This window comes from Janthinobacterium sp. TB1-E2 (genome assembly GCF_036885605.1).
Taxonomy (GTDB): Bacteria; Pseudomonadota; Gammaproteobacteria; order Burkholderiales; family Burkholderiaceae_D; genus Janthinobacterium; species Janthinobacterium aestuarii.
The window spans coordinates 2,451,373-2,463,935 of sequence record NZ_CP142523.1 but is presented as its reverse complement, the minus strand read 5'-3'; the positions used below and the strand labels follow the sequence as shown (position 1 = coordinate 2,463,935).

The 12,563-nt window shown below is 61.7% G+C and carries 12 protein-coding genes; all 12 read right to left on the bottom strand.

The genetic code is table 11. The features are described from left to right. Positions 1-4 precede the first annotated feature (4 nt). Positions 5-820 carry a LiaI-LiaF-like domain-containing protein gene (locus OPV09_RS11150; protein ID WP_338681685.1) on the bottom strand — a complete coding sequence of 272 codons (816 nt, stop codon included), beginning with the start codon at positions 818-820 and terminating at the stop codon, positions 5-7. Next, complete coding sequence (locus OPV09_RS11145; RefSeq protein WP_223278947.1) at positions 810-1,193, bottom strand: LiaF transmembrane domain-containing protein; 384 nt, start codon at positions 1,191-1,193, stop codon at positions 810-812. The genes OPV09_RS11150 and OPV09_RS11145 overlap by 11 nt, the downstream gene beginning before the upstream one ends. A 393-nt stretch (positions 1,194-1,586) precedes the next feature. Then, positions 1,587-2,501, bottom strand: coding sequence for an NAD-dependent epimerase/dehydratase family protein (locus OPV09_RS11140; RefSeq protein WP_219329802.1), 915 nt, complete (start codon positions 2,499-2,501; stop codon positions 1,587-1,589). Between the two features lie 93 nt (positions 2,502-2,594). Further along, positions 2,595-4,541: an ATP-dependent helicase gene (locus tag OPV09_RS11135; RefSeq protein ID WP_338681681.1), complete on the bottom strand. Its 1,947-nt coding sequence runs from the start codon at positions 4,539-4,541 to the stop codon at positions 2,595-2,597. A 35-nt stretch (positions 4,542-4,576) separates the two neighbouring features. Further along, entirely contained in the window at positions 4,577-5,773 is a 1,197-nt protein-coding gene (senA, locus tag OPV09_RS11130; protein ID WP_338681679.1) for a selenoneine synthase SenA, read from the bottom strand. A 77-nt stretch (positions 5,774-5,850) separates the two neighbouring features. After that, positions 5,851-7,167 (bottom strand): phosphate regulon sensor histidine kinase PhoR, encoded by a 1,317-nt coding sequence (phoR, locus tag OPV09_RS11125; RefSeq protein ID WP_034755076.1) that lies wholly within the window; start codon positions 7,165-7,167, stop codon positions 5,851-5,853. Between the two features lie 11 nt (positions 7,168-7,178). Continuing rightward, entirely contained in the window at positions 7,179-7,868 is a 690-nt protein-coding gene (locus OPV09_RS11120; protein WP_034755074.1) for a response regulator, read from the bottom strand. Between the two features lie 5 nt (positions 7,869-7,873). Further along, positions 7,874-8,584 carry a phosphate signaling complex protein PhoU gene (gene phoU, locus OPV09_RS11115; RefSeq protein WP_034755071.1) on the bottom strand — a complete coding sequence of 237 codons (711 nt, stop codon included), beginning with the start codon at positions 8,582-8,584 and terminating at the stop codon, positions 7,874-7,876. A 42-nt stretch (positions 8,585-8,626) separates the two neighbouring features. Continuing rightward, entirely contained in the window at positions 8,627-9,409 is a 783-nt protein-coding gene (pstB, locus tag OPV09_RS11110; RefSeq protein ID WP_373631409.1) for a phosphate ABC transporter ATP-binding protein PstB, read from the bottom strand. A 38-nt stretch (positions 9,410-9,447) separates the two neighbouring features. Then, positions 9,448-10,335, bottom strand: a complete 888-nt coding sequence (gene pstA, locus OPV09_RS11105) for a phosphate ABC transporter permease PstA (RefSeq protein ID WP_034755067.1) — start codon at positions 10,333-10,335, stop codon at positions 9,448-9,450. After that, the gene (gene pstC / locus OPV09_RS11100; protein ID WP_235194289.1) at positions 10,332-11,303 is read right to left on the bottom strand and encodes a phosphate ABC transporter permease subunit PstC; all 972 of its coding nucleotides are present in this window, start codon (positions 11,301-11,303) and stop codon (positions 10,332-10,334) included. Before pstC ends, pstA begins: the two co-directional genes overlap by 4 nt. Positions 11,304-11,512: 209 nt before the next feature. Further along, positions 11,513-12,562: a phosphate ABC transporter substrate-binding protein PstS gene (gene pstS, locus OPV09_RS11095; RefSeq protein ID WP_034755063.1), complete on the bottom strand. Its 1,050-nt coding sequence runs from the start codon at positions 12,560-12,562 to the stop codon at positions 11,513-11,515. Between the last annotated feature and the right edge of the window lies 1 nt (position 12,563).

Sequence of the window (12,563 nt, the reverse complement as noted above, 5' to 3'; positions counted from 1 at the left end):
GCGCCTAGTTGCGGATTTCCAGGCCGCCCATGATGGCGTAGCCCGTCACGTACAAACGCTTGTTCTGGTTCGGCGGCACGATGGTCTTTTCTTCGAAGCCGCCAAGGATGGGCGTGCCCTGCAGGACCACGCTCCAGTCGGGCGGGATCTTGATGGTGACGCCGCCGCACAGGGCAAATACGTTGAGCACGGCTTCGCCTTCGATCGATGCCTGGCGCAAGTCGATTTCGCAGCCGGCCATGATGACGTTGATATCGCCGCCCCTGAAGCGCTGCGACGACACGCGCCGCACATAGCCGCCCAGGATGGCCGTCACTTCGATGATGCTGTCGTCGTCCGCCTGGCTGCCGGCGCCGGGCGCTGCAGTGGCATCGGCCGGTTCCTTGTCCAGGGATACGGCGCCATTCCTGGCCTGGCCGAATGCGTCAGGCGCGGCGCTGGCATCGGGCGGTGCCTCAAAGTGCCGGCGGCGCTGGCGCTGCCGCCCGCCGGGCAGGGATTTCGACACGACGGCCACGCCGGCGGCAATGATGAGCAGCGGCCACAGCATGCTCCAGTTGATGTAGAACAATCCCATGGCTTTCAAGGTCCAGCTCAGGCCCAGCAAGACCATCACGCCGCCGACGATGTAGCCGGAGCGGGAATGGCTTTGCGATATTTTCAGCAAGCCGAAAATGATGAGGATGGTCGGCCAGAAACGGAAGGTATAGCGCACATTGATGAAGCCGAGGTTATCGAGCAGGAACAGCAGCCCCAGGCCGATGACGATGACGCCCAGCACGATCTGCGATGGCGAGTGCAGCGGCGGTCTATTTTTCATGCTCGGACTCCTGGTAGGCAATAAAATGTTTGTTCAACAGCGGTTCGAGCACGAGGCCCACGCCCCAGGCGATCAGCAAGGCTGGCCAGCTATTGTAGAAATTCAAGTTCCACAGTTCTTCATACGACACATACCACCAGGCGGCGAAGAAGATCAGCCACAGGCCGCTCAGCACCTGCTTGGCGGACACGGGCGTGAGCAGCTTGTTGAGGCCGAAGACGGCCAGTATCACTGGCCAATAATGCCATAGTGCATAGTAGTCATGGAGATAGATCACATCGAGCCGGTCCAGCAGGATGATGGCGCCGATGGCGATCAGCAGCACGCCCCACAGCAGCTGGGTACGGCGGTAATACGCTGGTTCAGGTTTCACGGTCACCCCTTGAAGTTGGTTGATCGTAAAGATACGCGGATTTCGGGCGCGCGAAAACAGCGCTTCGGCGAATGGCGGACAGGTGGCGGTGAATGGCGCAACGGCAGAAACAACAGACAAAAAACAGGCAAAAAAAAGACCGGCTAGGCCGGCCTTGAAGGGGTTCGCAGCACACACCGCGACCTGGAGTGGCAGTGCACAGCAGCAGAGCGCAAACGGCGCCGGCGGCGGAAATCTGGTGCCGATCCTTGAGGCGACCGGCTGACCTGCTGGAAGATCGAACATGCCGCCAACTTCACGGCAGTGCGTCTCAACCAAGCAAAGCCATCATACTCCCGATCGCAAAACAGCACCGTTCGCTAGCGCACACTGGTGCGGTTTTGCTGAGCTGCATCAACCGGCGGTGGCGTGCGGCGGCTTAAGCATATCGTTCTCGATCCACTCCAGCACGGACGGACCCTGCGGCTGCCAGCCCAGCAGCTTGCGTGCACGCTCGCCGCGCACGCGGCTGTTGGAGCCGAGGCCGTAGGAAGCCATCTCGTAGCCCCATTCGGCAATCGCTTCCGGCAGCGGCCAGTCCTGCGCAGGTCCCAGGTCCAGTGCGGTGGCGATGGCGGCCGTCATGTCGCGGAAAGCCGCTTCGCCCGATTCAACGAAGTAAAACGTGCCGGCCGGCGACTTTTCCAGCGCCAGCAGATACAGGCTGACGACATCGTCGACGTGCACGTTGGACCAACTATTGCGGCCCGGCCCCACGTGGCGCACGATGCCGCTCTTGCGCGCCTGTTTCAATAAGCGGGGCAATTGCACGCTGTCGCGCGGCAAGGCGCCGTGGCCGTAGATCAGGGTGTTGCACAGCACGCTCGCGCGCACGCCCTTGCCTGCGCTGGCCAGCACCAGGTCATCGATGGCGACCCGGGCCGCCTTGTCAGCCGTCGGTGCCGGCAGCTTGTCTTCAAAGTAAATCTGTTCCGTACCCTCGCCGCCCGACGCATCGCCCACGATGGACGAGCCGCTCGTGTGCAGAAACACCTTGTTGGTGCCGGCCAGCGCTTCAAGGATCGCCTCGACGGCGCCCCGGTGGTCGCTGCTGGCCGCATTGATGACGGCGTCCGCCGCCTTCGCCTGCTCGATGAGCAATGCGCGGTCGTTCAAATCGCCGTGCACGCCCAACACACCGATGGTGGCCAGCTCGGCCACCTGCTCTGGCTTGCGCACGAGGCCCGTCACCTGGTGGCCGGCGCTCACGAGGCCCGCCGCGATGGAACTGCCGATGAAACCTGCCGCGCCTGTCAAGAAAATCTTCATGCTTCACTCCTGTCTGGTTAGATTGCTGTCAATCACACCAGTCCAGTATGCCCGCTTTCGTCTTTCGCAAAAAGCGGCCACACGGCAAAAGATCTATGACTTTGAGGCAATAATCTTCTGTTTCAGCTGCAGGGCGGCGATGTAACGGCTCCGGTAGGCGGGATCCTCCGGCGTGAGCAAGGTGAGCCTGTCGCGCGCGCGCGTGGCGGCCACATAGAAACGGTTTTCCTCTTCCAGCGGGTCGGTCTTGCTGCGCGGGAATTCGTCGACGGCCAGGTAGGGCAAGATCACATGGTTGTATTCGAGGCCCTTGATCTGGTCGATGCAGGCGATGACCAGCTTGGCCTTGCCGGTCGAGACCGTCACGGCCTCTTCCATCTCGCCCAGCCAGCCGGCAAAGCCGCCCAGCGCCACGCCCGCTTCGCTGCACACGGCGATAAAACCGTGCAGGGAGCGGGCGACAACCCGCGCCTGGGCCGGATCGACGTAGATGCGGCGCGCCGTCTGTTCCAGCTGCATCAAGCCAAAGATGTGCTGCAGCGCGTCACCCGCCAGCGCATCGGGAGGCAGCGCACGCAGATAATCGACGGCGGCCAGGGTCAGCGCCGCCTTGTCCTGGTTCTGCGACTTGGCCAGCTGGTTCGTCAAGAAGCCTTCCAGCAAGTCGGGATAGTTGGCCACGTCGGCCTTGGCTTGCTGCAGCTCCGCGCGTGTAAACGGGATTTCCGCGAACGCCACCAGGGCTTCGAGGATCTCGCCGCGGCGCGGGCCGCTCTTGATCGCATGCAAATCCTTGCGGGCGATGGCAACCATGCCGCGCAGCATCAGCACTTCCAGGCTCAGCAGATAGCTGTTCATGTCCACCAGGCCATACGCGATGCCGCTCTGGAACAGCGCCGTTTCCACGCGGATGGCCTGGTCGCGGTCGCGCAGCAAAATGGCCGTCGTGCCCGCATGCGCGTGTTCGAGCGCGGCGATCAGCTGGGCGCTGCACGCCTGCGGCTGCGCGTGGTCATATTCGAGCAGCTCGATGTGGGTGGCGCGCGTGAGAGCCGACACGCTGGCCTTGTTTTTCAGCACGCCCACGGCCTGCGCCAATTGCGGGCCGTAGCGGTAGGATGCCGTCAATGGCAAGCGCTGCAAGGTGGGGAATTCCTGCTCGAAGCGCTGGCGCAGGAAGCGGTGGTCGGCGCCCGACCACGTGTAAATGACTTGATCCTTGTCGCCGGCGCCGCAGAAAAACGCGTTGCCGCGGCGTATCAGCATGGTCAACAGGCGGAACGACGCTTCATTCAAATCGTGCAATTCATCGGCCACGATGATCTGGAAGGCCGGCAATTGCTGGCGCAGCGGCTCGTCGCCGTCGAGCATGCGCACGAGGTCGTAGGTGGCGTCGAACGGTGCGCGGAACTGGATGTCGCCCGTGTCGGCGCCGCGCAAGCCTTCATATTCGCGCAGCCACAGGTAATGCGTGCGCGACATGCCCAGCAGCTCCAGGTTGTCGTCCAGGGAATTGCTCTCGAAGTCAGGATTCTGGAAATCGAGGCGCGCCTTGGTGCGCAGCTGCAATTTCAAGAATTCGGCGATGGCCCCGTTCGTCGTGTTGATTTCCAGCGGATAGCGGTGAGCATATTTTTCCGACACGACTTCCAGCGCTTCCCAGGCAATCGGGCGCAGCTCTTCATCGCTGCGCATGGCTGCCACCTGCATGTTTTCCAGCTGCAACAGCACCTTGGCGGCAAAGGCGTCGAAGGTGTCGACCGTCAGGCGCTTGACGACACCGAGCGGCACACCCACTTCCAGCAGGCGCTGGCGCAGGGCCACGCGCGCCGCTTCCGTGAAGACGAGGGCCAGCATGCGTTCGGGCGCGCGTCCCCGGTGCAGCGCTTCGGCCAGGCGCAGGGCCAGGGTCGTCGTCTTGGCCGCGCCGGCATTGGCGTCGATCAAGACCACCTTCTTTTGCGCCGTCTGGATGGCGACCTGCTCCGGCGTGGGCGTGATGCGTTTGGGAATGAACTGCGGGGCGTTATCTGTACTCAAAAGAATTCCTGAAATGGTTGCTACTCTCTGCGCCGTTACCAGGCGCAAGTGCGCAGGCCGGCAAAGACGTCGCCCCGTTCGGGCGCGTGGAAAGCGCGCATGCGGGGCGAATGCAGGCGCGGCGGCGTGGCGAAGGCGGCGCCGCGCAGCACCTGGTGCTGCATGAAATACGGCGCCGAATATTCGCGCCAGGCATCGACCGCAAAGCCCGGATACGGTTCGAACGGCGTCGCCGTCCACTCCCACACCTGGCCCCAGTGGAAGCGCGGGTGGCCGGACAGCGCAGCATACTCCCATTCCGCCTCGGTCGCCAGGCGGCGCCCCGCCCAGGCGCAGTACGCCTGCGCTTCATACAGGTTGATGTGGCGCACGGCTTCATTCGGCGGCAAGGTCGTGCGCTGACCGAAACGCATGGTGCGCCACTGCGTTGCTTCGCGCAGCCAGTACAGTGGCGACGAGCGCTCCTGCTGCATCAGCCAGGCGCTGCCGGCCGCGCTCCAGAACTGGCGGTTCTGGTAGCCGCCGTCGGCGACAAAATCGGCAAACTGGGCGTTCGATACGGCGCAGGCATCGATGGAAAACGGCGGCACGTAGCAGGCATAAGGCGGCGATTCATTGTCGAAGGCAAACCCGGCCCCGCGCGGCGAGCCCAGTTCGATGGTGCCACCTGGAAAAGCGATCTCGCCCGCGCCTGGTGGCAAAGCCGGGCTGGCAGCCAGCGATTCCGGCGCTTCCAGGCCCAGCCATTGCAGGCCGGCCAGCATTTCCTCGCCACACAAGTCTTCGTGCACCAAGGCCAGACGGTACGGCGCCAGGGCGCTGTCGACATTGGCTTCGCGCGACAGTTTATCGAGCACCCGGTCGAGCACTTCGCGGCAATACGTCTTCACGGCGCCCGGACTGGGCAATTCCAGCTTCCAGCGCGTACGGTGCGCCACCATGTTGGCGTCGAACAAGTCGTCGCCGCGCGTCAGTAGCGAGTTATAAATGGCGTCGGCCGGATGGCTGGAAGCGGCTTCGCGCAGGATGTACCATTCGGCAAACCAGGCGATCTGTGCGAGTTGCCACAAGGGCGGATTGAGGCGCGGATGACGGGGCATGCCGGCCACCACGTCCAGGCCGGCAGTAACGTAACAGTCGAACAGCGATAAAGTAGCGTGGCGCGCAGCCTGCAGCGACTGGGCCAGTTGTTGCGCGCCGGCGTGGCGAAAAGAGGTGTTGATTAAAGTCATGGCCTGATTGTAACGACTTATGCCAACCTTGCACTAGTCGCAGAGGAAACAGGGAAGAAGTCCTCCCCTTCCCTCGCTTACTTGACCAGCAGTTCGCCCTGCAGCGGCGTGACGACGGACTTGGGCATGCTGACGATGAAGCTGCTGCCCTTGTCGGCCACGGACTGGATAGCCAGCGTACCGCCATGGCGCAGCAGCACGTGCTTGACGATGGCCAGGCCCAGGCCCGTGCCCTGGGTTTCGCGCGAACGGCTCTTGTCGACGCGGTAGAAACGTTCCGTCAGGCGCGAAATATGCTCCTGGCTGATGCCGATGCCCGTATCTTGCGCAATGAATTGCGGTCCCGCCGGGCCATCCTGCCAGCGCAAGGTGATGGTGCCGCCGGCCGGCGTGTAGCGCACGGCGTTCGACGCCAGGTTGCCGAAGGCGCTGTACAGCTCGTCATAGCTGCCCAGCACGTCAGGGCCGTCGCATTCCATGGTCACTTCATGCTTGCCGGCTGACAAGCCCTTGGCGTCGCGCAAGACTTGCTGCATCAGTTTCTTGATATCCACGGGCTCGGGGCGCAGCGGGTAGTCGACCGACTCCAGGCGCGACAATGTCAGCATGTCCTCGATCAGATGCTGCATGCGGTGCCCCTGCTCCGTCATCAGCTTGAGGTGGGAGGCGCGCGTGGTGGCGTCCAGATCCAGCTCGGCGGAAGCGATTTCCAGGAAGCCGACGATGACTGTGAGTGGCGTGCGCAATTCGTGCGACGCGTTGGCGATGAAGTCGCGACGCATCATTTCGATGCGTTCCGTCTCCGTCACATCGTGCGTGACGAGGATCTGGCGGCGGTTCTCGAATGGAATGATTTGCACGATCAGCTTGCGGTTGCGGAAGGTGATCGTCAGCGGCTGGTCGTAGCGGCCCAGGATGATGTAATCCATGAACTCGGGGCTGCGGATCAGGTTGGTCACGCGCATGCCCTTGTCGCGCTCGTGCGTGAGACCCAGGTGTTTCTCGGCGGCCGGGTTGCACCATTCGAGGAACAGCACGTCGTCCATGATGACGACGCCGTCGGGCAGCAGGTGCATGGCCTGGCGGAAACGCGCCAGCCATTCCGTCAGCTCGGCCTGGTTTTTCTCGTCGTCGCGGCGCATGCGGTACAGGCGCGCGAAAATGCTGGTCCAGGCGCCCCAGCCGTCGGGCAGCTTGGCGCTTTGCGGATTGTCCAGCCAGTTACTCAGCTGGAACAGATACGACAGCTGTACGAACACCATCATGGCCATCAGCACGAAGGCGATGCCCAGCGCATACGTGGCGCCAAACAGATACCAGACGACGGCCACGCCCAGCAGCGCCAGCACCATGCGCAAGGCGGCCGGTACCCAGAACAGCAATTTCGGATTCATAGAGTCAAGCTTTACTTTTCAGACAACATGTAGCCGACGCTGCGCACCGTCTTGATCAGGCTTTCCGCCTCTTTCAAGGCTTTGCGCAAGCGCAATACGTGGACATCGACCGTGCGTTCCTCGATCACCACATGGTCGCCCCACACCTTGTCGAGCAGCTGGCTGCGCGAAAACACGCGCTCCGGATGGGCCAGCAGGAATTTCAGCAACTTGTATTCGGCGTGGCCGATATCGATCTTCTGTTCATCCATCATCACCGTGCAGCTGACGGGGTCCAGGGCCACGTTGCCGGCGCGCATGGGCGCCTGCGCGTGTTCCGGACTCTTGCGTCGCAAGAGAGCCTTGGCACGGGCCAGCAGTTCGCGCGGCGAGAACGGCTTGGTGACGTAATCGTCGGCCCCGCTGTTCAGGCCGGCCAGCTTGTCTTCTTCCATGCTCTTGGCGGTGAGCATGATGACGGGGATGGCGGCGAAATTGCGGTCGGCGCGGATGCGCGACAGCAGGCGCAAGCCTGTTTGATCCGGCAACATCCAGTCCAGCAGGATCAGGTGCGGCGTGCGGTGCTGGATGAATTCCCAGGCATCGGCGACGTTTTGTACGGAACAGCAATTCCAGCCGGATTCGCGCAGCGAATAGGTCACCAGTTCAACGATGGCCGGCTCATCTTCAACAATCAATACCGTGGTTTTATCAGATGCCATAAAGCTTACTCAGGGAGCTCCTCGGAAATGGCGGGAGCAGCCACCTTGGTGTGGCGGATGTCCTTGCCTTCAACCACGTAAATCACGTATTCGGCGATGTTTTTCGCATGGTCGCCGATCCGTTCGATGGCCTTGGCCACCCACAGGGTGTCGAGCGCCGCCGAGATCGTACGCGGGTCTTCCATCATAAAGGTAATCAGGTTGCGCATGATAGACCGAAACTCATGGTCGATGATGGCATCTTGTGCAATTAATTGTAATGCCTGTTTGCCATCGTTGCGCGCGAATGCGTCGAGCGCGTCGTGCAGCATGTCGGTGGCCGTATTGGCAATGCCGCGCACCATCTCGTAGTGATTGACGACGCCGTTGCCGCGCTTGTGCAGATTCTTCGCCACGCGGGCGATTTTGGTCGCCTCGTCGCCTACGCGCTCGAGGTCGGTAATCACCTTGATGGTGGCCATGATGGTGCGCAAGTCGTTGGCGGCCGGCTGGCGGCGCACGATCAAGTGGCTGCACGCGTCGTCGAGCGACACTTCGAGCTGGTTGACGACGTCGTCCTCGCGCATCACGCGATCCGCGCGCTCGGCATTGCCGATGCGGAAACACGTCATCGCGTCGAGGAACTGGGTTTCAACGATGCCGCCCATCAGCAGCACTTTCGAGCGGATCGCTTCGAGTTCGTTGTCGTATTGCTTGGATGAATGTTCGCCTATCATGCTGTCTCTCCGTATTCAGTTGTTGTGTATGCGCGGGGCGGATCAGCCGAAGCGGCCCGTGATGTAATCCTGCGTTTCCTTGCGGGCCGGATTCATGAAGATCTGGTCCGTTTCGCCGAATTCCACCAGCTCGCCCAAATACATATAGGCCGTGTAGTCGGAGCAGCGCGCCGCCTGTTGCATATTGTGCGTCACGATGGCGATCGTGTAATCCTGTTTCAGTTCGCTGATCAGTTCTTCCACCTTCGAGGTCGAGATCGGGTCCAGCGCCGAGGTCGGCTCATCGAGCAGCAAGACGTCAGGCTTGACGGCCACGCCGCGCGCGATGCACAAGCGCTGCTGCTGGCCGCCCGACAGCGACAGGCCGCTCTTGGTCAGCTTGTCCTTGACTTCGCCCCACAGCGCCGCCTTTTTCAGGGCCCACTCGACGCGCTCGTCCATCTCGCCCTTCGACAGGTCTTCATACAGGCGCACGCCGAAGGCGATGTTGTCGTAGACGGACATGGGGAACGGCGTCGGCTTCTGGAACACCATGCCGACCTTGGCGCGCAGCATGTTGACGTCCTGGTCCGCGTCGAGCACGTTGCGGCCGCGGTACAGGATCGAGCCTTCCGCGCGCTGGCCCGGGTACAGGTCATACATGCGGTTCAGCGTACGCAGCAGGGTCGACTTGCCGCAACCGGACGGGCCGATGAAGGCCGTGACCTTCTTCTCGTGGATGTCCAGGTTGACGTTATGCAAGCTTTGCGTTTTGCCGTAAAAAAAGTTCAGGCCCGAAATCTCGATGGTTTTTTTCTTTGGTGCCAGGTCTTGTGCTGGATTCATTTGCGTATTCATATGGGTTCGCTTCGCTCGGTATCTGTTTAATTAGGGACTTTTTGGCTGAACACGGTGCGCGACAGGATATTCAAGGCCAGCACGCTGAAGGTGATCAGCAGTGCGCCGCCCCAGGCCAGCGAGCGCCAGTTGTCGTACGGGCTCATCGCAAACGATGCGATGACGGACGGCAAGTTGGCCATCGGCGCATTCATGTTGAAGCTTTGGAACTGGTTATTCAGGGCCGTGAACAGCAGCGGCGCCGTTTCGCCGGCGATGCGGGCCAATGCCAGCAGTACGCCGGTGATCACGCCAGCTTTCACGGCGCGCAAGCGCACGAGGGTGGCGACTTTCCAGCGCGGCGCGCCCAGGGCAAACGCGGCTTCCAGCAGGCTGTTCGGTACCAAGCGCAGCATATTATCCGTCGTGCGCACAACCACAGGCACGGCGATCAGCGACAGCGCGATGGCGCCCGCGTAACCGGAGAAGTGTTTCACGTGGGCCACGTACAGCGCATACACGAACAGGCCGATGACGATCGATGGCGCCGACAGCATGATGTCCGTCACAAAACGCGTCACTTGCGCCAGCTTGTTTTCTTCGCCGTATTCGGCCAGGTAGATGCCGGCCAGGATGCCGATCGGGGTGCTGACGACGGTGGCCAGGCCCACCATCAGGGCGCTGCCGACGATGGCATTGATCAAGCCGCCGCCTTCGCTGCCGGGAGCCGGCGTCGTTTGCGTGAACAGGTCGATGGACAGCGCGCCGAAACCCTTGATCACCAGGGTGAACAGAATCCACACGAGCACGGCCAGGCCCAGGGCCATGGCGGCCACCGACAGGGCGATGCCGACACGGTGCATCAGCAGGCGCTTGCGGTAGACGGGATTCATGGCCGGCTTGGCCGGAGCGTCGAGAGTGCTTACTTGGCTCATTTCGTGCCTTCCTTGCGGGACATGCCAGCCAGCATCAGCTTGGCGGCGGATAAGACGATAAAGGTGATGACGAACAGGATCAGGGCCAGCGAGAACAGCGAGGACACGTGCAGCGCCGATTGCGCTTCGCCGAACTCGTTCGCCAGCAAGGAGGTGATGCTGTTACCGGCGGCAAACAGCGACCACGACAGTTTATTCGCGTTACCGATGACGAAGGTCACGGCCATGGTCTCGCCCAGCGCGCGGCCCAGGCCCAGCATGACGCCGCCGACGACGCCGGTCTTGGTGTATGGCAAGACAATCTTGCGCACCACTTCCCAGCGCGTGCAGCCCAGGCCGTATGCGGATTCCTTCAGCACGGCAGGAACGATCTCGAACACGTCGCGCATCACGGAAGCGATGAAGGGGATGATCATGATGGCCAGCACCAGGCCGGCCGTCAGCAGGCCGATGCCCATCATGGGGCCGCTGAACAGCTGGCCGATGACAGGCACGTTGCCGAGGGTAGCTTTCAGGATGGGCTGGACGTGGTCGGCAAACAGGGGCGCAAACACGAACAGGCCCCAGATGCCGTAGATGATCGATGGCACGCCGGCCAGCAGCTCGACAGCCGTGCCCAGCGGGCGGCGCAGCCAGGCCGGGCAGATTTCCGTGAGAAACAGGGCAATGCCGAAGCTGACGGGAAAGGCGATCAGCAAGGCGATGACCGACGTCACCAGGGTGCCGATGATGGGGATCAGGGCGCCGTACTGGTCATTGACGGGGTCCCATTCCGCGGACACGATGAAATGCAGGCCGAAGGTCTTGAAGGCCGGTATCGATTCCATGATCAGCGAAATGATGATGCCGACCAGGACGATCAGCACCGACAGGGCGAACAGCATCGTCACCTTGTGGAACATGAAATCCTGGAAGCGCTGCTTGCGCATGGTGGAAAGCATTTGCGCGTGACTGATGGAATCGGTCATGGTGCCGCCTGGCATGGGGATCGTGGAGGAGGTAGATTGTGCGCTCATAGTGTGCCATATGGGTGGTACTGCAGGTACTGCTATTTTTATCGTGCTCTTTTAGCCGGGAACGCCTGCAAGGGCTTGCGGGCGGTCCTGGCTAACTCCCTGCCCCGCCGTGCTGCTGGCGGGGCAAGGATGTCAGGTACTTATCTGGTCAAGCTATCGAATTAATAGATGGCTTTGCCCGATGCATCTTTCAGGTTGGCTTTCCACGATTCCTGCACCAGTTTCACGACCGATGCCGGCATCGGCACGTAGTCCAGTTCAACGGCAGCGGCGCCGCCGTTCTTGTAGGCCCAGTCGAAGAATTTCAGGACTTCTTTGGCCTTGGCTGCGTCAGCCTGGACTTTGTGCATCAGGATGAACGACACGCCCGTGATAGGCCAGCTGTTCTTGCCAGCCTGGTCGGTCAGGACCACGCCGAAGCCTGGGGTTTGCGTCCAAGGTGCCGAAGCGGCTGCTGCCTTGAAGTTTTCGTCGTCAGGCTGCAGGAAGTTGCCGTCCTTGTTTTGCAGCTGGGTGTGCGACATCTTGTTTTTCTTGGCGTAAGCCCACTCGACGTAGCCGATCGAGCCCTTGATACGCTGCACGTTGGCGGCGACGCCTTCGTTACCCTTGCCGCCCACGCCCACGGCCCATTTCACAGCCGAGCCAGCGCCGATTTTCGATTTGAATTCCGGGTTGGTTTTCGACAGGAAGTCGGTGAACAGGAACGACGTGCCCGAACCGTCGGCGCGGTGCACCACGGTGATTTCCGTGTCCGGCAGCTTGACGCCACTGTTCAGGGCGGCGATTTCAGGCGCGCTCCACTTTGTGATCTTGCCCAGGTAGATGTCGGCAACGACTTTACCCGTCATTTTCAGCTGGCCTGGGGTTACGCCGTCCAGGTTGACGATGGTGACCACGCCGCCCATGATGGCCGGGAACTGCATCAGGCCCGCTTCTTCCAGCTCTTCCGCCTTCAAAGGCATGTCCGAAGCGCCGAATTCAACAGTCTTGGCCTTGATTTGCTTGATACCAGCGCCGGAACCGACGGACTGGTAGTTCAGGCCGTTGCCCGTGTTGGCTTTGTACGTCTCAGCCCATTTGGCGTAGATCGGGTACGGGAAGGTTGCACCAGCACCTGTCATATCTGCCGCCATGACGGAAGCGGAAGAAAATGCCATCGCTGCCGAAGCACCCACGACGATAAATTTGAACATTTGCTTCATTTGCATA